Source organism: Halopseudomonas sabulinigri (assembly GCF_900105255.1).
Lineage (GTDB): Bacteria > Pseudomonadota > Gammaproteobacteria > Pseudomonadales > Pseudomonadaceae > Halopseudomonas > Halopseudomonas sabulinigri.
Map to the genome: position 1 here is coordinate 562,668 of NZ_LT629763.1, position 25,685 is coordinate 588,352.

The window sequence follows — 25,685 nt, forward strand, 5'->3', positions numbered from 1 at the left end:
GCGCCTTTTCGCCGATGAGGAGTCATTATGTCCATTCCTTTGTACATTCCCAGAGAGACTAGGGAGCACGAAAAACGTGTCGCTCTGGTTCCCTCTGTTGCAGCCAAGCTGCAGAAGCTGGGGCTTGATATCAGTCTCGAATCCGGTGCCGGCAATGCCGCGCGGATTCCCGACACTGCCTATACCGATGCGGGTGTAACCCTGGGAACAGGTGAGGGCGCCAAGCTCATCTTCCGGGTTCAGCCGCCAAGCGTGGAAGATGTTGCACAGATGGCCGAAGGGTCAATTCTGTTCAGCTTCATTTACGCACAGCGTGAGCCTGCTGTGGTCAAGGCGCTGCAAGAGCGCAAGATCACCTGTTTCGCCATGGAGCTGGTGCCGCGCATCACTCGCGCCCAGGCAATGGATGCATTGTCTTCGCAAGCGGCGTTGGCGGGTTACTACGCTGCATTGCTGGCAGCGACCAACCTCAACCGCATTTTGCCGATGATGACGACTGCCGTTGGCTCGTTGCGCCCGGCGAAAGTACTGGTCATGGGGGCTGGTGTTGCCGGTCTGCAGGCACTGGCAACCGCCAAACGTCTGGGTGCCATGATTGAAGGTTATGACGTGCGTCCTGAGGTTAAGGAGCAGGTTCAGTCGGTAGGTGGCAAGTTTGTCGATACCGGTGTGAACGCGGTAGGTGAGGGCGGCTACGCCCGTGAGCTGACCGACGAAGAGAAGCAGCAAGTTGAGGCGGTTCTGACTCGCCACATCCAGCAGGCTGACGCGGTCATCACTACTGCATCCATTCCTGGCAAGCCGAGTCCGAAGATCATCACCGAGTCCCAGATCATGGGCATGAAGAGCGGTGCCATCATCATCGATCTGGCCGCCGAGGGCGGCGGCAACACGCCGCTGACCAAGCCCGGTGAGACAGTTGAAGCCGGTCCGGCAACCATCGTTGCACCTTTGAACATCACCAGTAACCTGGCCGAGCACGCGTCCGAGCTGTACTCGCGCAACCTGCTCGCACTGGTTTCGCTGATGGTTGAAGAAGGCGAGTTGAAGCTCGACTGGGAAGACGAAGTGCTGGCCAAGAGCGTACTGACCCACGAGGGTGAAATTCGCAACGAGGCGGCACGTGCTGCCGTCGCAGAGCAGGCATAAGGAGCCCATTATGGATATGTCAGTCACCATCACAGGCTTTGTAGCCCTGTATATTTTCTTGCTGGCGGCTTTCGCTGGTTACGAAATCATCGGCCGCGTTCCGGCCATTCTGCACACGCCGCTGATGTCCGGCTCCAACTTCATCCACGGTATCGTCGTGGTTGGCGCCATGTGGGCACTGCTGAACGCGGGTTCCACTCTTGAGCAGGTCATTGGCTTCGTTGGCGTACTGCTGGGTGCGGGTAACGCCGCCGGTGGTTACGTGGTTACCGAACGCATGCTGGAAATGTTCAAACCGACCAACAAAGCGCCTGGCGCAGACAAGGAGTAAGTAGACCATGTTCAGTGCTTTTCTGATTGACGCGGCCTACTTTGTCGCAGCCTTCCTGTTCCTCTATGGCCTCAAGCGCATGGCCAGCCCGGTTACCGCCCGCTCCGGTATTGTTGTTGCCGGTGGTGGTATGGTCCTGGCTGTAGCCGCGGCCTTCCTGTATGGCTTTGATGTGGCGCCGCGCGCCGAGCCTTACCTGGGCACCAACCTGCTGTTGCTGGTTATTGCTCTGGGTCTGGGTGTGACCTGGGCCTGGTTCAGTGGCAAGCGCGTTGCCATGACCGATATGCCGCAGATGGTTGCCCTCTACAACGGCATGGGTGGTGGCGCCGCAGCTGCCATTGCAGCGACCGAGCTGTTTTCCGGCAACGCCCTGGCGCATGGCCCGGTAGTGACACTGCTGGCGATTCTGGGTGGTCTGATTGGTGCGGTTGCGCTGTCTGGCTCGCTGATTGCCTGGGCCAAGCTGGATGGCCGCATGAACAAGTCCTGGCGCTTGCCCAAGCAGCAGTACGTCAACCTCGGCCTGTTCTGCGCCGCGTTGGCACTGGGTGCTGCGGTCGTGGTCATGGGTCTGATGGATGTGGTGCAGGTGCCGGTCTTTGTGGTCGCGCTGTTCTTCATCATCGCGCTGGTGCTGGGTGTCATGCTGACAACGCCGATCGGCGGTGCCGACATGCCGGTGGTTATCTCGCTGTACAACGCCTTTACCGGTCTGGCTGTTGCCTTTGAAGGTTTTGTGCTGCAGAACCCGGCGATGATCATTGCCGGTACCGTGGTAGGTTCTGCCGGTACGCTGCTGACGCTGATGATGGCCAAGGCCATGAACCGCCAGGTCAGCAACATTATCTTCAGTGACTTCGGTGGCGAAGACGACGGCAGCGATGGCGAGATTCAAGGCACCATGAAGTCGGCTGACGCTTCCGACGCCGCTATCGCCATGTACTATGCCAGCAAGGTAATCATCGTTCCGGGCTACGGTCTGGCGGTTGCCCAGGCGCAGCACAAACTGTACGAGTTCGTGAAGTTGCTGCAAAAGCAGGGCGTTGAGGTGAACTTCGCGATTCATCCGGTTGCCGGGCGTATGCCGGGCCACATGAACGTACTGCTGGCCGAAGCGGGTGTTCCTTACGACATCATCTACGATCTGGAAGATATCAACGAGGACTTTGCCCAGGCAGACGTGGCTATCGTACTGGGTGCCAACGACGTGGTTAACCCCGCGGCACGTACCCGTAAATCCAGCCCGATCTACGGCATGCCGATTCTGAACGTAGATATGGCGCGCCAGGCTTACGTGGTCAAGCGTGGTCAGGGCAAGGGGTATTCCGGCGTGGAGAACGAGCTGTTCTTCCTGGATAACACCTCTATGGTCTACGGCGATGCGCAGAAGGTCATGGTACAGATGATCGAAGCGGTCAAGTCGCTGGGTTAAACCCAGCGGCTAGCTTCAAGCCGCAAGCTGCAAGCAAATAAAAACCCCGGCCTGAGCCGGGGTTTTTATTGTGTACCTCAGGGTTTACTTGCAGCGTGAAGCTTCGCGCTTGCACCTGCTTTCAACCTTACTTGGCGTGATAGCCAAAGATCGACTTGATCTCGAGGAAGTCCTCAAAACCGTAGTGACCCCATTCGCGGCCGTTACCGGATTCCTTGTAGCCACCAAATGGCGCCTTGTTGTCCAGCGGGGCACCGTTGAGGTGGACCATGCCGGTGCGGATGCGACGAGCGACCTTACGCGCACGCTCGAGGTCGCTGGATGACACGTAACCGGAGAGACCATAGTTGGTGTCGTTGGCGATGCGCACGGCGTCGTCTTCGTCTTCGTAACCAATGATCGACAGTACCGGCCCGAAGATCTCTTCACGGGCGATGGTCATCTCATTGGTAACGTGGCTGAACACGGTGGGCTTGACGTAGTACCCCTTGTCGATCCCATCTGGGCGGCCAGGACCGCCGCCAACGACCTTGGCACCTTCTTCGATACCGGCGGTGATCAGATCCTGGATCTTGTTCCACTGTGCCTTGGAAACAACCGGGCCGATGACAGTGTCTTCTGCGTTCGGGTCGCCGGCCTTGACCTTGGCAACGGCGGCTTGAGCGATGGCGGCAACCTCATCCATGCGGCTGTTGGGTACCAGCATACGGGTGGGTGCGTTGCATGACTGACCGCTGTTGTTCATGCAGGACATCACGCCGTGGGCAACCATTTTCTCGAAGTTCACATCGTCCAGCAGGATGTTGGCTGACTTGCCACCCAGCTCGAGGGCTACGCGCTTGATGGTCTGTGCGCCGTTCTGCATGACCTGACGGCCGGCACCGGTAGACCCGGTGAAGGACATCATGTCGATATCCGGGTGGGCAGACATGGCCGCGCCGACAGTGGGGCCGTCGCCATTGACCAGGTTGAACACGCCCGCGGGTACGCCAGCTTCATCCAGGATTTCTGCCAGCAGCAGGGCGGACAGCGGCGCGACTTCGGACGGCTTGAGTACCATAGTGCAGCCAGTTGCCAGTGCCGGTGCGATCTTGCAGGTAAGCTGGTTCATCGGCCAGTTCCAGGGCGTGATCAGGCCGCAAACGCCGATCGGCTCCTTGACCACCTGGGTTTTGCCAATCTGCTCTTCAAACTCGAATTCTTTCAGGGCCTCCAGCGCCGCGGCAAAATGACCGAGACCGGAGGGGGCCTGGGCAACCTTGGACAGCTTGGCCGGTGCGCCCATCTCGATTGAAATCGCCTCAGCTACCTCGCCCATGCGTTTCTGGAACACTGCCATGACGCGTTCGAGTAGTGCGATGCGCTCTTCACGGCTGGTGTTGGCGTAACTATCGAAGGCGCTTTTGGCGGCGGCGACAGCCAAGTCGACGTCTTCCTTGTTGCCAAGCGCAATGGTAGCGACAGCTTCTTCGGTGGCCGGGTTGATCACGTCCAGCGTCTTGTCGCCTTTGGGTTCGACCCACTTACCATTGATGTAGAACTGCTTGTGATGGCTCATTCTGAGGTGGCTCCTTGTTATGGGTGTTCAAAACCTTCAAACCTTAGCATTGTCTCAGCCTAGGTATTAACGGTTTTGTGTTTAATCAATGTAAATGTTCCGGCGTCATCAGCCTTTCGACAGTGCTATCGACTCTTTATAATGCGCGCGGCAGGCCGTGCCGAATACTTGACTGTTTTGCTTGGATATTGCATAGTGGCACGCAGATTTCCACCGTCCGAGAGCGCCTATGCGACTGACCACAAAGGGTCGTTACGCCGTCACAGCCATGCTGGATCTGGCACTGCACGAAGATCAGGGACCCATTACGCTAGCTGATATTTCAATGCGTCAGGGTGTGTCCATTTCCTATCTGGAACAGCTGTTTGCGAAACTACGGCGCAGCAAGCTGGTTGAGAGTGTGCGGGGGCCGGGTGGTGGCTATCGGTTGTCTGGTGGCCCCGGGGCGATCAGTGTGGCGCAGATTGTCGAGGCGGTTAACGACTCCATGGATGCAACGCGCTGCCTGGGTAAAGGTGACTGCCAACACGGTGAAGTCTGTCTTACCCATCATCTGTGGTCGGACCTGAGTGCCCGGCTGCGTCAGTTTCTGAATGACATCACGTTGGCCGATCTGGTCTCGCGCGACGACATTCAGCGTGTCAAAACCCGTCAGGACAACTGTCCTGCATCGGCTCGGCAGACGGTAAACGAGCTGGAACGCATTATCTGAAGAGGCCGTAGAGCCTTCCATCGATGCATTGCCGGCTAGGCGGTGCAATGCCTGAACTATGAAAGTGGCGGCCCGATTCCATCGGGCGGCAGGATTGAGGTGATACCGTGACTGAACAAGTCGAAAGCCTGATCAAGAAGGATTACGCGGCAGGATTCCACTCTGCCATTGAGTCTGAGACGCTGCCACCAGGTCTGGACGAAGACGTTGTCCGCTTTATCTCCGCCAAGAAGGAAGAGCCCGAGTGGCTGCTGGAATGGCGTCTGAAGGCGTTTCGCGCCTGGCAGGAAATGGAAGAGCCGACCTGGGCCCACGTGCATTACCCGGAAATCGACTTCCAGGCGGTTTCCTACTATTCCGCTCCCAAGAGCATGGACAGCAAGCCGAAGAGCCTCGATGAGGTTGATCCAGAGCTGCTGGCGACCTACGAAAAGCTGGGTATTCCGCTGCACGAGCAGGAAATGCTCGCCGGTGTTGCGGTTGATGCGGTATTTGACTCGGTTTCGGTGGTCACCACTTTCCGCGAGAAGCTGTACGAGGCTGGTGTCATTTTCTGCCCGATCAGCGAAGCGGTGCACAAATACCCTGAACTGCTGAAAAAGTACCTGGGTAGCGTGGTGCCGCAGAAGGACAACTATTACGCGGCGTTGAACTCTGCCGTGTTCTCCGATGGCTCTTTTGTATACATACCCAAGGGCGTGCGTTGCCCGATGGAGCTGTCTACCTATTTCCGCATCAACGAAATGAACACCGGGCAGTTCGAGCGCACGCTGATCGTCGCCGATGAGGGCTCTTATGTGAGCTACCTCGAAGGTTGCACCGCGCCCATGCGTGACGAGAACCAGCTGCACGCTGCTGTGGTGGAACTGGTTGCCCTGGACGATGCGCAAATCAAGTATTCGACCGTGCAGAATTGGTACCCGGGTAACGCCGAAGGCAAGGGCGGCATTTACAACTTCGTGACCAAGCGCGGCATCGCCCATACCAACGCGAAGATCTCCTGGACGCAGGTGGAAACCGGCTCTGCGGTGACCTGGAAGTATCCTAGCTGTGTGCTGAAAGGTGACAACAGTGTTGGCGAGTTCTACTCGGTTGCCCTGACCAATAATTTCCAGCAGGCCGACACTGGCACCAAGATGATCCACCTGGGCAAGAACACGCGCTCAACGATCATCGCCAAGGGGATTTCCGCCGGGCGCAGCGACAGCGCGTACCGCGGTCTGGTGCGCATCAACCCGGGCGCTGAGGGCGCGCGTAACTTTACCCAGTGCGATTCGCTGTTGATCGGCGATCGCTGTGGTGCGCACACCTTCCCCTATATCGAGAGCAAGAATCCCAGTGCCGTAGTAGAGCACGAGGCGACGACGTCCAAGGTCAGCGATGATCAGCTGTTCCTGTGCCAGCAGCGCGGGCTGGACGCTGAGAAGGCCGTGTCGATGATCGTTAACGGCTTCTGCCGCGAGGTATTCAAGGAGCTGCCGATGGAGTTTGCCGTTGAAGCAGGCAAGCTGCTGGAAGTCAGCCTTGAGGGCTCGGTGGGCTAAGGTTCGCTCAGGCAGGTTCAGTTAAGTACGCTGGCGCGATATCCGCGCAGCGCTGACAGTTAAAGTAATTTATTGGGCATCAATATGTTAAATATCAGTGACTTGTACGGTAAAGTTGAAGAGAAAGAGATCCTCAAGGGTCTGTCCATTGAGGTGAAGCCGGGCGAAGTGCACGCCATCATGGGGCCGAACGGCTCGGGCAAAAGCACCCTGGGCAACGTTCTCTCCGGGCGGCCGGGCTATGAAGCCACCGCCGGCAGCGTTACCTTCAAGGGACACGACCTGCTGGAAATGGATACCGAAGAGCGCGCCCGCGAAGGCTTGTTTCTGGCGTTTCAGTACCCGGTGGAGATTCCCGGCGTCAGCAACATGGAATTCCTGAAAGCGGCTGTAGATGCCAAGCGCAAGCACCACAACCAGAGCGAGTTGTCTTCGGTCGACTTTCTCAAGCTCGCTCGCGAAACCTGCAAGCGCGTCAACTTGGATGCCAGCTTCCTCAAGCGCGGCGTCAATGAAGGTTTTTCCGGCGGTGAAAAGAAGCGCAACGAGATCATGCAGATGATGTTGCTTGAGCCGGACCTGTGCATTCTGGATGAAACCGATTCGGGTCTGGATATCGATGCATTGCAGGTCGTTGCCGATGGCGTTAACGCCATGCGCGACGGGAAGCGCAGCTTCCTGGTAGTGACTCACTACCAGCGCCTGCTGGATTACATCATCCCGGATTATGTTCACGTGCTGGCCGGCGGCCGCATCGTCAAGTCTGGCGACAAGAGCTTGGCGCTCGAGTTGGAAGCCAAGGGCTACGGCTGGCTGGAAAACGAGGTTGCCTGAACCTATGACTGATTTCCAACAAAGTGCATTGCAGTTGGCCGCTCGCCAACAGACGCCCGCTTGGTTGCAGCCGCTGCGTGAGCAGGGCGCGGCCAACTGGTCGGCCGCCAGCTGGCCTGGCCGCAAGACCGAGCTGTGGAAATACATCTCGCTGGCACCTTTGCAGCAGCAGGGTGATCTGCGCTGGGGTGGCGAAGCAGACGACAGCGCCATTGATGCGGTAGAGCGTGTTGAACTCGACGCGACCTGTCTGGTGTTCGTCAATGGCCGCTTCAACGCGGCGCGCTCCAGTGCGTTGCCTGCCGGGATCGTACGTTTTGCCGATGCCGATACGGCGCAGCAGCAGCTGATCGCCCAGCACCTGGGGCAGGTGGTGGATAGCCAGCGTCACCTCTTTGCCGCCTTGAGCAACGCCTGGGTAGATGACGGCATACTGCTGCACGTGCCGCGCAATCAGACGCTCGACAAGCCGGTTTACATCCTCAATGTGGCCACGCCAGAAGCGCAGCCAGCGGTGGCCAGTCAGCGTTTGCTGGTGGTGCTGGAGGAGGGCAGTGAGGCAGAGGTGATTGAGCATTTCGCTTCCGATGCACGTGAGCAGAACGGCTTCGTCAACAGTCTGACCGAAGTCGTGGTTAGTGCTAACGCACGCTTGCAGCATTACCGCATCAACCTGGAAGAAGAGAACCTGTTGCACGTGGGCGGGGTGCACGCCGACCTGCACCGCGACGCACGCTTTCATGGCTTTACCCTGGCCCAGGGCAGCCGTCTCAAGCGCATTGACTACCAGGTCAACATGCGTGGCGAAGGCGCACACATGGATCTCAACGGCGTCTACCTGCCGCGCAACAAGCAGGTGATCGACTACCACACCAACGTTGAACATTGCGTGCCGCATTGCACCAGCAATGAAGTGTTCCGCGGCATCATCGGCGATTCGGCCAAGGCCGTGTTCAATGGCCGTATTCATATTCATCCGCAGGCGCAGAAAACTCTGGCCGAGCTTAGCAATAAAAACCTGCTGACCTCGCGCACGGCTGAAATCAACACCAAGCCTGAACTGGAAATCTATGCTGATGATGTGCGTTGCGCCCACGGCGCGACCATTGCACAGCTGGATGAGACCTCGCTGTACTACCTGCAAAGTCGCGGTATCTCCGCTGCTGATGCCACCACCATGCTGAGCTTCGGTTTCATCAACGAGCTGCTGACGCAGGTGCCCGAGCAGGCCATTCAGGATTATCTGCGCCCGCGTCTGGCCTCGCTGTTTGGTCAGGGTAGCGAGCAGGTGGGGCACCTCAGCTATGAGTGAGCAGAGCCACACCCCGGCGTTTGACGCCGAGCGGGTACGCGCCGACTTTCCGATCCTGCAACAGCAGGTGAACGGCCACCCGCTGGTGTATCTGGATAATGCCGCGACCACGCAGAAGCCGCGTGCGGTGATCCAGGCCATTGTCGATTACTACGAGCAGGACAACAGCAATGTGCACCGTGGCGCGCACGCCCTGGCTGATCGCGCTACCGAAAAGTTCGAGGCAGCGCGGGTCAAGGTAGCCGATTTCATCAACGCCGCGCAGGCGCGTCAGGTGATCTGGACGCGCGGTACCACGGAAGGCGTCAACCTAGTTGCCAGCAGTTGGGGGCGTAGCACGCTGCAGGCCGGTGACCGTATCCTGGTCTCGGCAATGGAGCACCACTCCAACATAGTGCCTTGGCAGCTGATAGCGCAGGAGAAGGGCGCCACCGTAGAGCCTATTCCGGTACTGGACGATGGCTCCATCGACCTGGATGCCTTCGCCGGCCTTCTGGACGACCGCGTGCGCATGGTGGCCTGCGGTCACGTTTCAAATGCGCTGGGCACCGTCAATCCAGTACAAGAGATCGTGCGTATGGCGCACGCCGCAGGCGCCCTCGCGCTGATCGATGGCGCGCAGGCCGTTAGCCATTGGCCCGTCGATGTGCAGGCGCTGGATTGCGATTTTTACGTTTTCTCGTCGCACAAGCTGTTCGGTCCAACCGGTCTGGGCGTGCTCTACGGTAAGGCGGCGCTGCTTGAGGCTATGCCTCCCTATCAGGGTGGCGGCGAGATGATCGAGACCGTGAGCTTCGGCGGTACGCGTTTCAATCAGTTGCCCTACAAGTTTGAGGCGGGCACGCCGGATATTGCCGGTGTGATTGGACTGGGCGCTGCGGTTGATTATCTGCAGACACTGGACCGCGCCGGCGCTGCGGCACACGAAGCGGCGCTGTTGGCGTACGCTGAAGAGCGCGCGCGGGCCACGCCGGGTATTCGTTTGGTGGGCACCGCTCAGCAAAAGACCAGCGTGCTGAGCTTCTTGCTGGAGGGCGCGCACCCAAATGACGTAGGGCTGTTGCTCGATCAGCAAGGTGTCGCAGTCCGTACCGGCAACCACTGTGCACAGCCGATCATGGAGCAGTTTGGTATTGCCGGCACGGTGCGCGCCAGTTTCAGTTTCTACAATACTCGGGCAGACGTTGATCGTTTGTTCGAAGCGTTGGACAAGGCAAGGCAATTCCTGGTTTAGGAGTGCATGAAATGAGTGTTGAATCCTTTGACCCTAGCAGTCAGGTGGTAACCGTCAGTCCTGCAGCAGTGGCGCATTTTCGTCGCCAGCTGAGCAGTGCGCAGGGCAAGTCCGTGCGTCTGAGCGTAAAGAAAAGCGGCTGTACCGGCTTCATGTATGCCATTGATCTGGTTGAGCAAGCCAGCGCCAGCGACTTGCATTATCAGTTGGATGAGCAGGTTGAACTGCTGGTCGATAGCAATAGCCTGGAAGTACTGTCCGGCACCCAGATTGATCTGGTGCGTGAGGGCGTCAACCAGCAGATCAAGTTCATCAACCCCAACGTCAAGGACGAGTGCGGTTGTGGCGAGAGCTTCAGTGTCAACTAGCGGGGCAGCGCGCGGATGAGTATGGAAAGACGCATGGTCGTAGCGCAGGCAGATTGTCCTGCACGGCGGGTACCCGATGGCACCCCACTGACCATCCCGAAAGACACCTTTGTGACCATCACCCAGGCATTGGGCGGCAACTATACGGTGACCTACCACGGCCAGATGGTACGGGTTGACGGCACCGATGCGGCGGCACTGGGCCTTGAACCGGAGCTGCTATCGTTTCCTGAGCCGAGCGACGACCAGATCAGCGAAGAGCAGGTCTGGGAAGCGCTGAAAACCGTTTATGACCCGGAGATACCGGTCGACCTGGTTAATCTGGGTTTGATCTATTCGCTGGACATTGATCAGGCAAGCCGTAGCGTTACCATCAATATGACCCTGACCGCACCCGGTTGTGGCATGGGGCCGGTGCTGGTCGGTGATGTGGAGTACCGCGTGCGGCTGGTACCCAATGTTGAGACCGTCAAGGTAGATTTGGTGTTTGACCCGCCGTGGCAACGCGAGATGATGAGCGAAGAAGCGCAGCTGGAAACCGGGATGTTTTTTTAACCCCCGGCCTTTCACCCTGTTTTGCCGGTAAGTGAGTTGGTTGCAGCTCGCTGTTAACTGAACCCACCAAGGGCTTGCACATGAGCGAATTTGGTACCGATATCACCAGCGATGACATTATCGACACCCTGTCGTTTTTCGATAACTGGGAAGACCGTTACAAGTACATCATCGACCTGGGTAAGGAACTACCCGAACTGGACGCGGCGCTACGCAGCGAAGAGCACCTGGTGCGCGGCTGCCAAAGCCAGGTATGGCTGGTCAGCGAGGCCCGCGATGGCAAGCTGTTCTTTGCGGCCGATAGCGATGCCTTTATCGTCAAGGGTCTGCTGGCTGTAGTGCTGGCTGCCTACAATGGCAAAACGCCGGAGCAGATCAGTGCGTTCGACGTCGAGGCCTACTTTGCTCAACTCAATCTGTTGAAACACCTGAGTGTGACCCGCGGTAACGGTCTGCGCGCCATGGTAAAACGAATCCAGGCGACGGCGGCCGCCGCCTGAGCAGGGCGAAATCGCAGCGCAACAGGGCATATGTGTCACTTTGCCAGTAGCTGGTTGTTATTGCTTCGTGCAATCGTTAATGTTGTGCGCGCTTGCCTTGGCAAGGCTGAAAACGAAATAGGCGGTGCGCGTGTGAGCACACCGCCAAGCGGCAGATAGAATAGAAACTACAATAATAAGAAGTTATCCAGGGTAGCCCGTGATGTCAGGTGTGTGGGGAAGGCTGAAGAGCGATTTTCAGCTATCTATAGTGACACTGGTGGGAATCTGCTCCGTGTTCGGCGTTACGCCCTACGCGGTGTACCGTTTACACCAAGGTAACTGGATCGTCGGCTTCACCGACACCTTTCTGGTGCTGGGTACCTCCTTCGCGGTTTTCTACGCCTGGCGCACCGGCAACACCGTCAGGCCCGGGCAGTTTCTCGCAATCATCTACTCACTGGGTGGCTTTCTGGTCACCATCAAACTGGGCATCAATGGCCTGTTCTGGCTTTATTGTCTGGTTTTATTCAACTTCTTTGTTGTACCTCCGCTGCAGAGCCTGATCGCCACGGTGACAACGCTGGTGGCTGTGTGTGTCTACGGCTGGATGCGACCGCAGGACATATTCGAAAGTCACTACCAGATGATGTCCTTTGTAGTCACTTACCTGTTGGCCAGCCTGTTTGCCTTTGTGTTCGCTTACCGGGCGCGCGTGCAGCGAGTTCAGTTAGCGTTACTGGCAACACTGGACCCGCTTACGGGTATCGGCAATCGGCGGACTATGGACGAGGAACTGGATATCGCCATTGCCGACAGTCAGCGCTACGGCATGAGCTTTGGATTACTGGTACTGGATCTCGACCACTTCAAGTCAGTTAACGACCGTTACGGGCACAGCGTCGGGGACCAGGTGTTGGTTGATTTTGTGCGGGTGATCAGGAGCGCATCCCGCGCCTCGGATCGGGTCTTTCGTCTGGGCGGGGAAGAGTTCGTGCTATTGGTGCCCAAGGTGGACAAGGCCGGCTTGGCCGGTGCCGCCCAGCATGTTCAGCGCAGCGTGGCGAACCAACTACGCTCACCGGGTGGGCCGGTGACGGTCTCGATAGGTGGTTGCGTACTGGCCGACCACGAAAACCGGGACGATTGGCTGAGAGACGCGGATATATGTCTTTACCAGGCCAAGGATGCAGGCCGTAACTGCACCGTGATCAAGGGACTGGCCTAGCCGCTGGCCTGATCAGTCACGATCGCGCCCGCGCGCCCTGTCATGCTCACGTTCAAGGTCTGGCAGGTTGCCTTTTGCATCATCCACGTGGTCATTCACGTTGTCGCGTACATCATGCCTGGCATTATCAGTGGCCTTGCCCATGTCGCAGCCACCGCTGACGCCTACGGTTGCCTGCATAGCGGCGTTACGGGTGGCGCGCTTGGCATCGCATTCAAGCACGTCGGGCTTGAGGTCGGCGTGTGCGGCCAGGGTGAAAACACAGCCTATGAGTACAGTCAGTTGCTTCAACATGGCTCGGTTGCTCCCTAGAGGCTTTGTCTCTGCGTTGTAAAACACGGCGTTTTGTCTCATTCTAGTCAGCAATCCAGAATTTACCCATCAACAGTGAGTGCCGTTAGTGCGGGCAATCAGCGAGGTGACGCTCATGGAACATCAATTCAGCGATAAGGCGTTTTGGCAGAAGTTGGCGCAGCACGCGCGTGCGGCTGGCCGCGAGGTTGTCGAGAAAGCGCTGTGGCTCTATTACGCGGCCCGCCGCCCGGAGACGCCGAGCTGGGCGAAGGCGGTGATTATCAGCGTACTGGCGTACTTTATTGCACCTATCGACGCCTTGCCTGACTTCACCCCCTTTGTCGGTTTTACCGACGATCTTGGCGTGTTTGCCGGCGCGTTGGCCATGGTTTCCATGTACATCGATGACGAGGTGAAGAGCCGGGCAGCGACGACCGCGGAGCGTTGGTTTGGCCGCTCTGGAGCGACTGAACCGGTTGTTTGATCAGTTCCTTTGCAACGCGCTATCAGCGCGTATGCAGAGCAGACACGAAAAGGCCGTGCCCAGTGTTTCTCCGGGCACGGCCTTTTCCGTTCAGGCGAGCTGAGCTCAGCGTTTTGCGATAATCCAGACGGCGTGCACTATGCCTGGAATATAGCCGCAGATAGTCAGCAGGATGTTCAGCCAGAAGGCGCCGCCGAAGCCTACCTGCAGGAACACCCCAAGCGGCGGCAGCAGTATGGCAATCAGTATGCGAAGAAGATCCATGGCGTTAAGTCCTTGTCTTGATAAATGAAAAAGGTTCCAAGCTTAGGACTGTCACGGCGCCTGATCGTTCACTCTAGCGGGCTGCTGTGCGCCTTAGCTGCCGATCACGCCGCCGTCTTCACGGGTAATCAATACGGTTGTTGAACGGGGGCGACTGCGGCCATCACTGGCGGGATAACTGATGCCGGGGTGCTGCACATTGATCCACATGGCGGTTTCATCCGGCGACCAGGTAATGCCGGTAATTTCGGCGCCCCAGGGCCCGACAAGAAAGCGCCGCACCTCGCGGGTCAGTGGGTCGGCACAGAGCATCTGATTGGAGCCGATTGTGCTCATGTAGGGCGCCGTTTCGTCGGCGTCGGTGAGTATCCACAGGCGTCCTGCGCTGTCAAAGGCCATGCCGTCTGGCGAAGAGAACAGGTCTCCGCTGATGTTGCCCACCCGGTTGGTGGGAATACTTTGCTCGGCATTCTGCCGTTCACCGGCTATGACAAAGATATCCCACTCAAACTCCTCGGCGGTCGGGTTCGCGCCTGCTTCTCGCCAACGCAGGATCTGCCCGTGCACGTTCTCTGCTCGCGGGTTCGCGGCGTCGGTCGGCTGTACTCTGCCACGGTCGGTGTTGTTGGTCAGCGAGACATAGGCTTCGCGGGTCTGCGGATGCACCGCGACCCATTCCGGGCGGTCCATTGGCGTCGCGCCTGCGGCGTCGGCGGCGCCGCGTGAGTTGAGCAATACCGCTTGCTGATCAGCAAATCCGTCTTGTGTGGTCAGCCCCGGCTCACCAAAGCGCAGTGGCAGCCAACGGCCGCTGCCATCAGCGTTGAATTGAGCGGCGTAAAGCGTACCACTGTCCAGCACGCTGGCGTTGTGTTCAGGTTCATCCGGGCGATAAGCCCCGGCGGGTACAAACTTGTACACGTATTCACCGCGAGCATCATCGCCAGAGTAAAACGCCATCCGACCATCGTCGCCCAGCGAACACACGGCGCATTCACGGCCCAGACGCCCCATTGCCGTTCGCTTGGTGGGCGTACTGCCCGGCGCAAAGGGATCCAGCTCAACCACCCAGCCAAACCGATTGGGCTCGTTCACATGCCCCAGATGAGGCTGATCGGCTTGCGGCGTCGCATTGAAGCGTGGCTCTGCAGACTCCCAGGCGTAGTAGCGACTGCTGCCACCCAGTCCGATGCCGTAACGTTGGTGCTCTGGCCGCCGGGCGTAGTCCTGCTCGTCCCGGTTCACAAAATAGTTGTGGAAGTTCTCTTCGCAGGCCAGGTAGGTGCCCCAGGGCGTGACACCCATCGAGCAATTATTGAGGGTGCCAAGAATCTCGTCGCCGTCGGGGTTGCTGGCGGTCTTCATGCGCGGGTCACCGGCCAGCGGCCCGCTGATGCGAAAGGGAGTGAAGCCCGTGACGCGGCGATTGAAGGGTGATTTTGCTACGCGTTGCCATTGGCCGTCAGGGTCCTTGGCAATTTCGATCACACTCAGGCCGTGCGCCGCCAACTCCTTGTGTACCTGTTCGGCAGGGCGCGTGCGGGTGCCGTTCGGGCCATCAACGAAGGTCATTCCGCCGGTGTGCAGGGTCGGGTTTACATATTCGTGGTTGATTACCAACAGGCCGTGCCGGTTGGGGTTCTCGGCAAAGGGGAAAAAGTGCATGCCGTCGTGATTGTCGCCGGCTTGCAGCAATTGGTCTTGCCAGCTGTTGCTGGCGTCATCGCGCCAGGCGGGGGCCTCCGGCATGACCGCGTCGCCCCAGCTGAAAAACGGCTGAGCTCGGTAGCCCGGCGGCACCCTCACTGAATCGAAAGAAGATGAGGAAATTATTTCAACTGATTGAAAATTAAGAAGTGTGCTCTTTCTATTAGTGGCTGAGACGGCTTTCGCTAGCGGGCTGAGCAGCGCTGGAAAAAGGCCACACAGGGCTAACGCTGCGCCGCCCTTGAGCAGGCTTCTTCTACTTTGGCTGATGACCTGATCAAGGCTCGGTTGCTGACTTGGGTTGATAATCCGATCATCCAGCGACTCTAGCGCGTGATGAAACTGCTGATCCTGCTTCATGGTCGACTCACTGTTTCCAGGCGATAACGGAAGGTATTGCGGACGCCGGGGACGGCGACTGGCTGTCCGTTGATCATCCGGGGTTGATAGACAAAATCCTTGGCTGCGGCCAAGGAGGGGCGCACGAAGATCTGTTCTTCGCAGGCACCGGGCACGATTTGCGGGTCGCTTACCCGGCCATCGGGCAACACCGTGTACTCGACCGTGCAATCTCCCTCCAGACGCCGGCTGAGCGCGCGTCTCGGGTAATCCGGTGCGGCCTTGGTGAGCGGTGTGTAACTACTCACATCCGCCGCTTTGGCGGCCGCCGCCGCGGCGCGCTGCCGGGCTGCTTCGCGCTCGGCGGCTTGTTGCCGCGCCTGGGCTAGCGCCTCGGCCGCCTGGTGAGCCTGGGCTGCCGCCTCTTGCTGCTGCGCCAGCTCGCGTTGCCGCTGCTGCTCGGCCTGCTTGCGCGCGATGGCCGTAGCGTCAGGCGGCGTGGCGACCGACGTTTGCTGGCTGGGCGTTTTCGCCGGTGGTGCTGCGACGGGAGCCGTTACTGGCGGTGTCACGGGTTCAGATTCGGCTACAGGCTCCGGCACCGCGGCAGGCACAGCCTTGGGTTCCGGCTCAGGGCGCTCAGGCATCGGCGGTTGCGCGGCGGATGACGGCATGACCACCAGCTGCGTCTTGATGCTCCGGGCCGCCTCGGGCGGTGGCGGCGGTTGCGGCTGCCAGCCGAGGTAGATCAGTCCCGCGGCACTGGCGTGCAAGGTCAACGTGGCGATCAGCGGCAAGCACCAGACACGGGGACTGGATGACACCGCTCGCTCAGCCGTCAGCAGCGGGGCGTTCAGGGTGTTATCGGGCAACATGGCGTTCTCTCATGGTGCTTCAGTGATCAGGCCGAGACTGGTGACGCCAGCCTGTTGCAGTGCGGCCATGCCGGTGACCACCCGGCCATAGTCGACGCCGGCGTCGGCGCGAATCATCACCTGCGTATCGGGCTTGCGCTGCAGGAGCTCGCCAAGCGCTGTAGTCAGGCCTTCCGGTGCATTGGCGCTGTACTGGTAGCGTTCGGTTTGTACGCTGTCACCCTGGTTCCAGTGGTAGCGACCAGCGTTGTCGATAGACAGCGTCACTATCGAGGGCGCCTCGCCAGGTAGCGCCTCGCTGGCCACCTTGGGCAGCTCGATCTGCACGCCCTGCGTCAGCATGGGCGCGGTGACCATGAAAATAACCAGCAGCACCAGCATCACGTCGATGTAAGGCACCACGTTCATTTCGGCCTTGGGTTTACGTTTCAGGCGGGCAGGGCGCATCAGGCTGCCACCTGCGCCCGGTTGTGCACGCGGCGATGCAGAATCGCGCTGAACTCTTCGGCAAAGTTGTAGTACTGGCCCAGCAGACTCTCGCTCCGCGTGCTGAAGCGGTTATAGGCCACCACGGCGGGAATCGCGGCGAACAAACCGATGGCCGTGGCGATCAGGGCCTCGGCAATGCCCGGTGCCACTGTGGCCAGCGTGGCCTGCTGCACCTGCGACAGGCCGATGAAGGAATTCATGATGCCCCAGACGGTGCCAAACAGACCGACATAGGGACTGACCGAACCAACGGTCGCGAGGAACGGCAGGTGCTGCTCCAGCCGTTCTTCCTCACGGGCGATGGCCACGCGCATGGCGCGCTGCACGCCCTGCATGACCGCGTCGGGGTCGCCCTGGTTGTGACGATTCAGTTGGGCAAACTCGCCATAGCCTGCGCGGAATATCTGTTCAACGCCGGCACGGTCCTGGCTGCTGCTGTACAACTGGCTCAGCTCCAGACCAGACCAGAACTGATCTTCGAATGCCTTGAGGGCGCGCTTGGCCTGGTTGAACAGGTTGCTGCGCTGGGCAATCAAAAACCAGGTGGCCAGTGATGCCAGCAGCAGAATCAGCATGACGCCCTTTACCAGTACGCTGGCTTCGAGCACCAGTGACCAGATGGTGTGTGTTTGAGTGGTAGGTACCATAGGTTCCTCGCTGGCGGGCCGTTAGCGGGCCCGCTTGTGTATTGGATGACAAAAAGATGCAGGTTTGATGACGGCGGTGATATCAGGGCAGCTTTAGCGCATCGGCGATCTGTTCCCAGGCCACCAACTTGAAGTTCTGCCTGCCCTGCGGCATGCGCTTGCGACCGTCCTGTACTACCAGCATGCCGCTGGCCCAGATCCCACCAAAATCAACCGAACTGACTTCCAGCCCATCGGTTTCGGAAACGCCGTCGATGCCGGCGGCGGTATTGATGCCAATCCGGAATGCGCCGCGCAGTTGGTAGGGCGGTTCGGCATCGAGCACCAGATAGCTGTCGTTGCCCTGGCTCGAAATCACCAGATATGGCTGCTCGGCCTGATACACCGCCAGACCCTCGACATCGGCGTGCAACGGGCCTTCGGCGCGGATAACTTCAACCAGCTCGCCGCTAGCGGCTGGATCGCTACTCAGCGCCCAGACGGCAACGCCTTCTTCACCAATAAACAGACGTTGGCGTGCGTCATCCGCTACGCAGCCTTCCGGCTGGGTTTGCGTGCTGAATTCGCGCACCAGGCTGCCCTTGACGCTGCCCTGATCGTCTTCCAGGCGGTATTGCAGGAAGCGGCCGCTCTTGTCGTTGGCAATGGCGTAGATATCGCCGCGCGGGCCTTTCGCCATGCACAGGCCATAAATATCGTCGAGGGGCAGGGCTATGCCTCCCAGGCCTGTCACTTCGCCGTTGACGGGGTCGATCGCGAACAGCTCCAGGCTGTTAGTGTCACGGTTGCTGGCAACCGCGATATCCGCTGGTTTGCCGGCCAGGGTGAATCCACTGCGCACATCGACATTGTTGATGCGCCCGACCGGCAGGTATTGCAGCTGCTCACCCGTAAGGTCGTACACGCCCAGGCCGCCGCGTTTGTCGGTGCCGAGGATGCGTGACTGGCTGGCATCGACGGGGTTGACCCAGATCGCCGGGTCATCCGCTGCATCGCCGCCGTGCGGTACTGGTGTGGTCTGCGCCTGCGCGGGCACCTCCACCAGAGCCGCAGCTGTGGTGGGGCTGTCGCCGCCAGGCAGCTCGGCCATGCGCAACGCTTGATCCGTGGCATCCGCTATCAGCAGCTCCAGTGCCGCGCCACTGCGGCTATACAGGCGCTCGGCGGCCTGTACAGCCGGTAAGGTCAGGGCGCTGTCGGCAGCCCAGCCATCGGCGAGTGCGCGGTAGCGATACAGCGCTGCGTTGCCATCGACCGCCAGTACCCCGTCGGTGCTCGCCGCCAGGCCTTGGGGGCTGTCCTGCAATTGGCCGTAAGGCGTGAGCAGATCGACCATCTCACGTTCGCCGTTGGTTTCAGGGTTGGCCGGGTAGGCCCAGATGCCAATGTCTTCTTCGCTGATGAACAGCGTCTGCAGCGCATCATTGACGGCGCAGTACTTGGCGCCCACCGGCAGATGGAGGTCTCGCATCAGCCTGGGTTCAGTCAGCTGTTGCTGCTGCTCCGCCAGTAGCCATTGCTGACCCAGGCCTTCTTCGCCAATCAGAAACAGGTACAGGTAGTCGTGTGGGTCGCGGTAGAAGCACAGGCTTTCAATCGGGTAGTTGGCGGCTGGCAGCCAGCTCGGCTTGGTGAAAGCTCGCTGCGCGCTATTCCAGTTCAGCAGCAGGGTCTGGTCGCGTACCTCGTCCAACGTGGCGCTGAGTATGTTGTCACCCAGTGGCCGCGCATCCAGAGCGGAAAAGCGACCCTGGTAGGGCTGGCTGACCGCGTCGCCGGCAGCATTGAGCAGCCAAAGGCCGCTAGCTCCCACGGCGACCCGGTCGACCTTGGCGTTGTTGCCCTTGGGCAGCAGCGCCCAGCTATCAACAGGGCGGGGCGGCTGCTCGCTGGACCAGATGGACAGCGAAAGATTGGTCGCGCTCGTTGCTTGAGCAGGAGCGGCCGCGCTGGATAATGGCTGCGCCGCGTCGTTATCGCCGCAGCCGCTCAAGGCTAAACAGGCCGGCAGCAGGGCGCCGGCGATCAAAAGTGTCAATCGCATTCAGGTTCTCGCATCAAATCGGTAAGCCGGGCGCGGTGGCGCCCGCAGGATTCAAAAGTGGGTCAACGACAGGCCTACCTTGTAGGTCGGGCCGTACTCTTCGTACTGGGCGTTGTAATCACGTTCGCCGGTGTAGACGTAGTAGCTCTCGTCGGTAATGTTTTGCGCCTCGGCAAACAGTTGCAGATGCTCGGTGAGGTTGTAATGCGCGCTCAGGTCGATAAACAGTTGATCGTCCACGCGATAGTCGTAGCGCTTGTCGAGCACATCGCCCACTTCGCTGAGATAGTCGGACTGATAGTTGGCCGCAATGCGCATGCCGAACCTGCTGTTTTCCCACCCCAGGGTCAGGTTACCGGTGGTGTCGGACTGACCGGGCAGGCTGATGCTGCGTTTGGCGCGCGTGCCGCTGTTGGTGTCGAACTGTTCGATATCGGCGTCGGATTTACTGAAGGTACCGTTGGCGCTCATCAGTAAGCCGTTCCAGGGCGACGGCAGCCAGCTGAACTGCTGCGAATACGCCAGTTCCAGGCCGTAGACACTGGCCTGGTCGCCGTTAACGTAGGTGTAGGCCTCATCGAACGCGGCGTATTCGGCGGTGCCCGCGAGATTGGCGTTGTAGACGAAGTTTTCGATGTCTTTGTAGAACACAAAGGCAGACACCGCTCCAGCCTTGCCCATGTAATGCTCTATACCGATATCAAGGTTGCTCGACTCCAGCGCCTTGAGTTGCGGATTACCGAACTCGGCTTCGTCACCGTCAATAACAAACCCCGGAAACAGTTGGCCAAAGGTCGGCCGCACCACGGTATTGGTCCAGGCGGCGCGCATTTGGCTGTTGCTGCCGAGCTGATAGATGGCGTGCAGGCCTGGCAACCAGTGGTGGTAGTCGTTGCGTTCGTCAACGGCTTCAAAAGCACCTTCATTCAGGCCGGTGCCCTTGGCTTTCAGGCGCGTGCCCTCGTAACGCAGGCCAGCAATGATGCGCAGGTCGTCGATATCGACGGTGTTCATCATGTAGGCAGCGTTGATGTTCTCCTGGATCTCGAAGTCATTGATCCGCGATTGCTCGTCATCATAGAAGTCAGCGGCGTCCAGCCCGGCCATCAGGCGCTCCAAAGCGCTGGCGGAGATCTGCGGGCCGAGACTACCGTTGCCGTTAATAAAGTTGGCCATGTTCAGCTGGGCATCGGTGAAGCCATAGCTATCCAGGTCTTCATAGGCCCAGACTTCAAGGTCGTTATCCTTGGTGCGCGTGCTGAATTTGGTGCCGAATTTGATCTGGGACGGTAGCCCCTGCCAGAAGTAGTCTCGGGCCAAGTCAACGCGGATATTCTGTTCGGTATCGGTGGTGAGCTGTTTCTCGCGTTCGATTTCATCCAGGGTAAAGTTGCTCGCCTGGTAAAAAGCATCGTTGATTTGGAGGTTGGGCTCCTTGCTGCTGTCGTACCCGGCGTCGATGAAATCATCGTTACCCGCAAAGCTGGCGCCGGGGATGTGCAGCGGGCTGTCTTCGCTGGCTTCGCTATAGCCATATTGACTGCTGAGGGTCCAGTCACCCAGGCGTCGCTCGCCGCCCAGAACCAGGCTTTTGACTTCCTGGGTTTCCGAGCGATCCTTGATTTCGCGGGTACCTTCAGCATCGCCGCGCTCGCCGGGCAATTGCGCGTCGGCAAACTCGATCACGTTGGCCTGCCGCGTTTCGCTGTCCTGGTAGCGGCTGTAGAGGGTGCGCAGATACAGCTCGGTGTCGTCATCGGGGCGGTAATCGAAGTTCAGACCGGCGCCGGTGCGCTCACGCTCAATGTCGTAGCGCCGCTCTTCCAGCTCCTCCAGCCGGGCACCTGCGGCATCGTCAAAGTCCCAGGCGCCACCCGTTTCGACGTTGTCTGAACCAAAGCTGCGGTTCTCCCAGCTGAGGGCGGCGGCTACGGCGAAATTGTCGACCCCTTGGCCCAGGCTGAAACGATTGCTGAGCGCGCCAGAGACCTTGGGGCTGGTATCACCGGTGTTGTCGTCATAACTGGCTTCGCTGGTCACGCTGTAAAAGGCCGCCGGGTGGTCGAAGCCCGATAGGCTTTCTACCTCGACGGTGCCGCCCAGGGAGTTGGCATCCATATCGGGAGTGAGCGTCTTGACCACGGATAGTGACTGGATCAGCTCGCTGGGCAATACATCCATGGCCACCGCGCGGCGGTCATCCTCCGGCGCGGGTACCAGGGTACCGTTGATGGTAACCGAGTTGAGGTCGGCGCCCAGGCCGCGCACCCGTACAAACCGGCCTTCACCCTGATCGCGCTCTACCGAGACCCCAGGCACGCGCTGCAGCGCTTCAGCGGCGTTGTCGTCAGGTAACTGCCCAATGGCATCCGCGTGCACCACGCTCTCTACACTGTCGGACAGACGCTGCTCTTCCAGCGCTTGCTGCATCTGCGCCGCCTGGCCAATGACGTTGACCACTTCGGGTTGCGATTGTGCTGCGGCGTAACTGGCGCCGGCAATCGACAGTGCCAATGCACTGCAACGAAAACCGGCACGAAACAAGGAATGGGTGACTGACATCTACAAAGTCCTCTGTTGGCGAGTGGGCATCTACCCTGATCTGGGGAGGACCTTAGGCTGGCTTTGTGTCTGTTCTGTGACATCCATCCGCTGCAGCCGCAAGGATCGCGGTTTTTACGTGAACATCAGCGCAGGTTGAGCTATTAACACCCCCATTCGCGCTGCTTGGCTGGCTTGAAACGCCGTGTTTATGGCCCGTTACCAATTCTGGACGAGCAATATCCAGCCGTCGCCGCATTCAGGCTGAGCTGAAATGACCCCCGGCGCTGAAACCTCGCTGTCATGTTCTTCTGCTGAGCTTGCCTGCAGTTACCCCAAGGAACGCTGGCCCTATGTCGACCATGTTTGCGCTTCACCGATTCAAACTGCTGGCGCTGTTGCTGCTGGCCAATGGCGGTGCGCTGCTCTACCTGAGCCTCGGCGACCTAAAGCCAATGGCGATCTGGTCCTGGACCGATATTGCCGGGGAGGGCGGATCGGCCTTGCTGGTGCTGGTGTGGGCAGGCTTGTTACTCAAGGGGAGGCCGGCAGGGCGCGTTACCAATCTGCTGTTTTTTGGCCTGGCCTGCTTGTTCTTTTCGCTGTGGATGGACAGTCTGGACGAGTTCATCGCCTTGCCCGAAAGCCTGACCCTGGATCACTGGCTGGAGTCGGCGCCGATGCCGCTGGGCTTTGCATTGCTCACGCTGGGGATCTACCACTGGCATTGTGAACAACTGGCGATCAGCGCGCAGATGATCAACCGCGAACGCCATTTCCGAGAACATCGGCTGTTCGATAAGGTGACTCCGCTCGGCGATGCCGGGTATTTCCGCCGGCAATTGCAGCAGGCGCTACCGGCTGCGCAGGCCAACAGTGAGCCGCTGTCGCTGGTCATGCTGGATATCGACGATTTCAGTGCAATCAATCGCTCCTATGGCCACCGTGAGGGGGACCGTGTACTGCAGTTGGTCGCGCAACAGATACTGCTCAACCTGCGCAGCCACGATCTGTTATGCCGTCTGGCCGGGGACAGGTTTATTGTATTGCTGCCGGCTACACTGGAAGCGCAAGCGCTGACCCTGGCGCAGGAGCTGCAGCAGTCGATTGCGCATCTGGCGTTGAAAAGCGCGGGGCAGGGCGAACGATTGCAGCTGCGGGCGACCACGGTCGCGCTGATGGCGCGGCAGGAAGAGGCCGACGCCTTGCTCAAGCGCTTGAACATTGTCATGGCGCGGGCCAAACAGGCGCCTCAGTTGCGGCAAGCGCAGGTATGAGCACGGCTGTCTGGCTGGACAGCGAAGCGCGCTTCATTGCCGCGCGCGGGCAGCCGGCCTGTCTGATCGATCTGGCGCTGTCGCGTGGCATCGACAGCCACCGCTTGCTCAAGGGCACCGGGCTATTCTACGAGGATCTCCTGGAGCATGACCCGCTGATCACTGCGCGTCAGTTTCACCGCCTGATCGACAACGCCCGGCAACTACTGGCGGCGGATGACAGCGCTTTTCTGTTCGGTCAGCAATTGCTCCCCGGACACTATGGCGCGACCAGCAACCTGTTGTTGCAGGCCGATACAGTGCTGCAAGCGCTGCAACAGCTGCAGCGCTTCAAGGCGCTGTTGAGCCCGCTGTGCGCGCCGGTGATAAGGATCGACGAACAATCGTTGTATCTGTATTGGCTGGACAGTTTTGATAGCGGCAAGAACCGGCAGTTTATGGTGGACGCCAGCATGACTGCTGTGACGGCGCTGTGCCGCCAGGTCTGCGGCCACGCGTTGCCCTGGCAATACCATCTGATGCAGGCCGAGCCGGTCTACGTAGAGCAGTATTGGGTGCATCTGGGCGAGCACCTGCACTTCAACAGCCCTACCAGCTTCATGCGCTTGCCGCGAGAGCATCTGATTACGCGCGCCGGTCAGGCTTCAGCTGTATTGGGGCGCATTGCCGAACAGCAAAGCCTGCAACAGCTAAGCGCGCTAACCGCGCCGCAGAGTTTGACCGACGGCCTGTTCGACTACTTGTGCGAGCACATTTCCGGGCTGGCCGGGTTGGAGCAGGTAGCGGCGGACTTTGCTATGAGCGCTGCGACCTTCAAGCGCAGGCTGCAACGGGAGGGGACGCACTTCCAGGCGCAGCTTGACCGGGCACGCACGCTTATAGCGACAGATCTGTATTTGCGACGGGGGTTCAGCAACGAGGCGGTGGCGAGCTATTTACACTTCAATGATCGCACCAACTTCAGGCGCTTTCTCAAGCGCCTGACGGGCAGGTCACCCAATGATCTCAGACAATTTCTTGGCCACTGAAGCTTTTAAAATCAAAGCCTTGCGGCGGTTACTTCAAGCGCCTTTCAATGCCCATTTGCATCAGGATCTTGGCAGAAATTTCTTCTACGGAGAAATGGGTGGAGTTGATATAGGGGATGTTTTCCTTGCGGAACAGGTTCTCGACCTCGCGCACTTCAAACTCGCACTGGGCAAAGCTGGAATAGCGACTATTGGGGCGGCGCTCGTTGCGAATGCCGGCCAACCGCTCCGCGTCGATGGTCAGGCCAAACAGTTTGGCCTTGTTCTGCTTGAGCGCCTTGGGCAGCTGCAGGCTTTCCATATCGTCTTCGGTCAGCGGGTAATTGGCCGCGCGAATACCATACTGCAGAGCCATATACAGGCAGCTGGGCGTCTTGCCGCAGCGCGATACGCCAACCAGAATGATATCCGCCTGGGCATAGTGGTGGGTGCGGGCGCCGTCATCGTTGTCCATGGCGTAATGCACCGCATCAATACGGTCCTTGTAGTGGGTGTTGTGCTGGATGGAATGGGTTTTGCCCACCGAGTACGAGGAGCCGTCACCCAGTTCCTGCTCCAGCGGCGCCAGAAAGGTCGAGAAGATATCAATCATATAGCCGCTGGACTTGGCCAGTTCCTGGCGGATTTCATTGTTGACGACGGTATCAAAAATGATCGGCCGCGCCGCATCCTTCTCGGCAGCGGCATTGATTTGTTGTACCATGTCTCGCGCTTTTTCCACGGTATCGACGTAGGGTCGCAGCAGCTTGATAAACTGAATGTTTTCAAACTGTGCCAGCAGGCTCTGACCCAGAGTTTCGGCGGTGATGCCGGTGCCATCAGAAATGAAAAAAGCAGTGCGTTTCATTCGCGAAGCCTTAAGATGTCGTATTCCATGGAGAGCGTGGTTGTGAGCTCAGGCCCGGCACACTCGTAAAAGACGGCATTGTGGCGCATTTGTTTCGGGCAAACCAGTCG

The 25,685-nt window shown here is 59.3% G+C and carries 25 protein-coding genes; 15 read left to right on the forward strand and 10 right to left on the reverse strand.

Translation table 11 applies throughout. From position 1 onward, the window contains the following. Positions 1 to 27 precede the first annotated feature (27 nt). The 3 genes from BLU26_RS02440 to BLU26_RS02450 are packed head-to-tail and all read left to right on the forward strand — an operon-like array spanning position 28 to position 2,915. Complete coding sequence (locus BLU26_RS02440) at positions 28 to 1,149, forward strand: NAD(P) transhydrogenase subunit alpha (protein ID WP_092283523.1); 1,122 nt, start codon at positions 28 to 30, stop codon at positions 1,147 to 1,149. A 10-nt stretch (positions 1,150 to 1,159) separates the two neighbouring features. Beyond that, on the forward strand, positions 1,160 to 1,480 hold the full coding sequence (locus tag BLU26_RS02445) for an NAD(P) transhydrogenase subunit alpha (protein WP_090475079.1): 321 nt from the start codon (positions 1,160 to 1,162) through the stop codon (positions 1,478 to 1,480). 7 nt (positions 1,481 to 1,487) lie between these two features. Next, the gene (locus BLU26_RS02450) at positions 1,488 to 2,915 is read left to right on the forward strand and encodes an NAD(P)(+) transhydrogenase (Re/Si-specific) subunit beta (RefSeq protein ID WP_092283525.1); all 1,428 of its coding nucleotides are present in this window, start codon (positions 1,488 to 1,490) and stop codon (positions 2,913 to 2,915) included. Between the two features lie 127 nt (positions 2,916 to 3,042). Here the strand turns inward: BLU26_RS02450 and BLU26_RS02455 are convergent, their stop codons facing one another. Next, positions 3,043 to 4,473 (reverse strand): aldehyde dehydrogenase family protein, encoded by a 1,431-nt coding sequence (locus BLU26_RS02455; RefSeq protein WP_092283527.1) that lies wholly within the window; start codon positions 4,471 to 4,473, stop codon positions 3,043 to 3,045. 229 nt (positions 4,474 to 4,702) lie between these two features. On the opposite strand from BLU26_RS02455, the gene BLU26_RS02460 reads away from it, so the two are divergent. The 9 genes from BLU26_RS02460 to BLU26_RS02500 all read left to right on the forward strand — a co-directional run bounded on the left by BLU26_RS02460 (position 4,703) and on the right by BLU26_RS02500 (position 12,739). Then, complete coding sequence (locus BLU26_RS02460) at positions 4,703 to 5,185, forward strand: Fe-S cluster assembly transcription factor (protein WP_092283529.1); 483 nt, start codon at positions 4,703 to 4,705, stop codon at positions 5,183 to 5,185. A gap of 107 nt (positions 5,186 to 5,292) precedes the next feature. After that, positions 5,293 to 6,729, forward strand: a complete 1,437-nt coding sequence (gene sufB / locus BLU26_RS02465; RefSeq protein WP_092283531.1) for a Fe-S cluster assembly protein SufB — start codon at positions 5,293 to 5,295, stop codon at positions 6,727 to 6,729. Between the two features lie 84 nt (positions 6,730 to 6,813). Beyond that, entirely contained in the window at positions 6,814 to 7,563 is a 750-nt protein-coding gene (gene sufC / locus BLU26_RS02470; protein ID WP_172830633.1) for a Fe-S cluster assembly ATPase SufC, read from the forward strand. Positions 7,564 to 7,567: 4 nt separating this feature from the next. Then, positions 7,568 to 8,875 (forward strand): Fe-S cluster assembly protein SufD, encoded by a 1,308-nt coding sequence (gene sufD / locus BLU26_RS02475; protein ID WP_092283535.1) that lies wholly within the window; start codon positions 7,568 to 7,570, stop codon positions 8,873 to 8,875. Then, positions 8,868 to 10,109, forward strand: a complete 1,242-nt coding sequence (locus tag BLU26_RS02480) for a cysteine desulfurase (protein WP_092283537.1) — start codon at positions 8,868 to 8,870, stop codon at positions 10,107 to 10,109. The genes sufD and BLU26_RS02480 overlap by 8 nt, the downstream gene beginning before the upstream one ends. 11 nt (positions 10,110 to 10,120) lie before the next feature. Continuing rightward, on the forward strand, positions 10,121 to 10,477 hold the full coding sequence (locus tag BLU26_RS02485; protein WP_092283539.1) for a HesB/IscA family protein: 357 nt from the start codon (positions 10,121 to 10,123) through the stop codon (positions 10,475 to 10,477). Between the two features lie 15 nt (positions 10,478 to 10,492). Beyond that, positions 10,493 to 11,032, forward strand: a complete 540-nt coding sequence (gene sufT, locus BLU26_RS02490) for a putative Fe-S cluster assembly protein SufT (RefSeq protein WP_197674524.1) — start codon at positions 10,493 to 10,495, stop codon at positions 11,030 to 11,032. A gap of 80 nt (positions 11,033 to 11,112) precedes the next feature. Next, positions 11,113 to 11,532, forward strand: coding sequence for a SufE family protein (locus BLU26_RS02495; protein ID WP_092283543.1), 420 nt, complete (start codon positions 11,113 to 11,115; stop codon positions 11,530 to 11,532). A 259-nt stretch (positions 11,533 to 11,791) separates the two neighbouring features. Further along, on the forward strand, positions 11,792 to 12,739 hold the full coding sequence (locus BLU26_RS02500; RefSeq protein WP_231701993.1) for a GGDEF domain-containing protein: 948 nt from the start codon (positions 11,792 to 11,794) through the stop codon (positions 12,737 to 12,739). Positions 12,740 to 12,751: 12 nt separating this feature from the next. On the opposite strand, the gene BLU26_RS02505 is transcribed toward BLU26_RS02500, so the two are convergent. Beyond that, complete coding sequence (locus BLU26_RS02505) at positions 12,752 to 13,033, reverse strand: hypothetical protein (protein WP_092283547.1); 282 nt, start codon at positions 13,031 to 13,033, stop codon at positions 12,752 to 12,754. A gap of 133 nt (positions 13,034 to 13,166) precedes the next feature. Between BLU26_RS02505 and BLU26_RS02510 the strand changes: the two genes are divergently transcribed. Next, positions 13,167 to 13,517: a YkvA family protein gene (locus BLU26_RS02510; protein ID WP_092283549.1), complete on the forward strand. Its 351-nt coding sequence runs from the start codon at positions 13,167 to 13,169 to the stop codon at positions 13,515 to 13,517. 105 nt (positions 13,518 to 13,622) lie between these two features. On the opposite strand, the gene BLU26_RS02515 is transcribed toward BLU26_RS02510, so the two are convergent. The 7 genes from BLU26_RS02515 to BLU26_RS02545 form a co-directional block, all read right to left on the reverse strand. Then, a complete protein-coding gene (locus tag BLU26_RS02515; RefSeq protein WP_092283551.1) occupies positions 13,623 to 13,781 on the reverse strand; it encodes a YqaE/Pmp3 family membrane protein in 159 nt (52 codons plus the stop codon). A 93-nt stretch (positions 13,782 to 13,874) separates the two neighbouring features. Then, on the reverse strand, positions 13,875 to 15,848 hold the full coding sequence (locus BLU26_RS02520; RefSeq protein WP_092283553.1) for a PhoX family protein: 1,974 nt from the start codon (positions 15,846 to 15,848) through the stop codon (positions 13,875 to 13,877). Beyond that, positions 15,845 to 16,702, reverse strand: a complete 858-nt coding sequence (locus BLU26_RS02525; RefSeq protein ID WP_092283555.1) for an energy transducer TonB — start codon at positions 16,700 to 16,702, stop codon at positions 15,845 to 15,847. Before BLU26_RS02525 ends, BLU26_RS02520 begins: the two co-directional genes overlap by 4 nt. A 9-nt stretch (positions 16,703 to 16,711) precedes the next feature. Further along, entirely contained in the window at positions 16,712 to 17,149 is a 438-nt protein-coding gene (gene tolR, locus BLU26_RS02530; protein ID WP_092283557.1) for a protein TolR, read from the reverse strand. Further along, positions 17,149 to 17,838 (reverse strand): protein TolQ, encoded by a 690-nt coding sequence (gene tolQ / locus BLU26_RS02535; RefSeq protein WP_092283559.1) that lies wholly within the window; start codon positions 17,836 to 17,838, stop codon positions 17,149 to 17,151. The genes tolR and tolQ overlap by 1 nt, the downstream gene beginning before the upstream one ends. An 82-nt stretch (positions 17,839 to 17,920) precedes the next feature. Continuing rightward, positions 17,921 to 19,882, reverse strand: a complete 1,962-nt coding sequence (locus tag BLU26_RS02540; RefSeq protein WP_092283561.1) for a phytase — start codon at positions 19,880 to 19,882, stop codon at positions 17,921 to 17,923. Between the two features lie 51 nt (positions 19,883 to 19,933). Beyond that, positions 19,934 to 22,444: a TonB-dependent receptor gene (locus tag BLU26_RS02545; protein WP_092283563.1), complete on the reverse strand. Its 2,511-nt coding sequence runs from the start codon at positions 22,442 to 22,444 to the stop codon at positions 19,934 to 19,936. Positions 22,445 to 22,776: 332 nt separating this feature from the next. Between BLU26_RS02545 and BLU26_RS02550 the strand changes: the two genes are divergently transcribed. Both BLU26_RS02550 and BLU26_RS02555 read left to right on the forward strand, forming a co-directional pair. Continuing rightward, positions 22,777 to 23,700: a GGDEF domain-containing protein gene (locus tag BLU26_RS02550; protein WP_092283565.1), complete on the forward strand. Its 924-nt coding sequence runs from the start codon at positions 22,777 to 22,779 to the stop codon at positions 23,698 to 23,700. Further along, a complete protein-coding gene (locus tag BLU26_RS02555; RefSeq protein ID WP_092283567.1) occupies positions 23,697 to 24,728 on the forward strand; it encodes an AraC family transcriptional regulator in 1,032 nt (343 codons plus the stop codon). The genes BLU26_RS02550 and BLU26_RS02555 overlap by 4 nt, the downstream gene beginning before the upstream one ends. A gap of 28 nt (positions 24,729 to 24,756) precedes the next feature. Here BLU26_RS02555 and ppsR read toward each other — a convergent pair whose 3' ends face one another. Continuing rightward, positions 24,757 to 25,575: a posphoenolpyruvate synthetase regulatory kinase/phosphorylase PpsR gene (ppsR, locus tag BLU26_RS02560; RefSeq protein WP_092283569.1), complete on the reverse strand. Its 819-nt coding sequence runs from the start codon at positions 25,573 to 25,575 to the stop codon at positions 24,757 to 24,759. Positions 25,576 to 25,685: the final 110 nt, after the last annotated feature.

Excerpts from the sequence above, each read along its gene's own strand:
- BLU26_RS02440 (WP_092283523.1), top strand. The coding sequence starts at position 28 with ATGTCCATTCCTTTGTACATTCCCAGAGAGACTAGGGAGCACGAAAAA.
- BLU26_RS02445 (WP_090475079.1), top strand. The coding sequence starts at position 1,160 with ATGGATATGTCAGTCACCATCACAGGCTTTGTAGCCCTGTATATTTTC.
- BLU26_RS02450 (WP_092283525.1), top strand. The coding sequence starts at position 1,488 with ATGTTCAGTGCTTTTCTGATTGACGCGGCCTACTTTGTCGCAGCCTTC.
- BLU26_RS02455 (WP_092283527.1), bottom strand. The coding sequence starts at position 4,473 with ATGAGCCATCACAAGCAGTTCTACATCAATGGTAAGTGGGTCGAACCC.
- BLU26_RS02460 (WP_092283529.1), top strand. The coding sequence starts at position 4,703 with ATGCGACTGACCACAAAGGGTCGTTACGCCGTCACAGCCATGCTGGAT.
- sufC (WP_172830633.1), top strand. The coding sequence starts at position 6,814 with ATGTTAAATATCAGTGACTTGTACGGTAAAGTTGAAGAGAAAGAGATC.
- sufD (WP_092283535.1), top strand. The coding sequence starts at position 7,568 with ATGACTGATTTCCAACAAAGTGCATTGCAGTTGGCCGCTCGCCAACAG.
- BLU26_RS02480 (WP_092283537.1), top strand. The coding sequence starts at position 8,868 with ATGAGTGAGCAGAGCCACACCCCGGCGTTTGACGCCGAGCGGGTACGC.
- BLU26_RS02485 (WP_092283539.1), top strand. The coding sequence starts at position 10,121 with ATGAGTGTTGAATCCTTTGACCCTAGCAGTCAGGTGGTAACCGTCAGT.
- sufT (WP_197674524.1), top strand. The coding sequence starts at position 10,493 with ATGAGTATGGAAAGACGCATGGTCGTAGCGCAGGCAGATTGTCCTGCA.
- BLU26_RS02495 (WP_092283543.1), top strand. The coding sequence starts at position 11,113 with ATGAGCGAATTTGGTACCGATATCACCAGCGATGACATTATCGACACC.
- BLU26_RS02505 (WP_092283547.1), bottom strand. The coding sequence starts at position 13,033 with ATGTTGAAGCAACTGACTGTACTCATAGGCTGTGTTTTCACCCTGGCC.
- BLU26_RS02510 (WP_092283549.1), top strand. The coding sequence starts at position 13,167 with ATGGAACATCAATTCAGCGATAAGGCGTTTTGGCAGAAGTTGGCGCAG.
- BLU26_RS02515 (WP_092283551.1), bottom strand. The coding sequence starts at position 13,781 with ATGGATCTTCTTCGCATACTGATTGCCATACTGCTGCCGCCGCTTGGG.
- BLU26_RS02520 (WP_092283553.1), bottom strand. The coding sequence starts at position 15,848 with ATGAAGCAGGATCAGCAGTTTCATCACGCGCTAGAGTCGCTGGATGAT.
- BLU26_RS02525 (WP_092283555.1), bottom strand. The coding sequence starts at position 16,702 with ATGTTGCCCGATAACACCCTGAACGCCCCGCTGCTGACGGCTGAGCGA.
- tolR (WP_092283557.1), bottom strand. The coding sequence starts at position 17,149 with ATGCGCCCTGCCCGCCTGAAACGTAAACCCAAGGCCGAAATGAACGTG.
- tolQ (WP_092283559.1), bottom strand. The coding sequence starts at position 17,838 with ATGGTACCTACCACTCAAACACACACCATCTGGTCACTGGTGCTCGAA.
- BLU26_RS02540 (WP_092283561.1), bottom strand. The coding sequence starts at position 19,882 with ATGCGATTGACACTTTTGATCGCCGGCGCCCTGCTGCCGGCCTGTTTA.
- BLU26_RS02545 (WP_092283563.1), bottom strand. The coding sequence starts at position 22,444 with ATGTCAGTCACCCATTCCTTGTTTCGTGCCGGTTTTCGTTGCAGTGCA.
- BLU26_RS02550 (WP_092283565.1), top strand. The coding sequence starts at position 22,777 with ATGTCGACCATGTTTGCGCTTCACCGATTCAAACTGCTGGCGCTGTTG.
- BLU26_RS02555 (WP_092283567.1), top strand. The coding sequence starts at position 23,697 with ATGAGCACGGCTGTCTGGCTGGACAGCGAAGCGCGCTTCATTGCCGCG.
- ppsR (WP_092283569.1), bottom strand. The coding sequence starts at position 25,575 with ATGAAACGCACTGCTTTTTTCATTTCTGATGGCACCGGCATCACCGCC.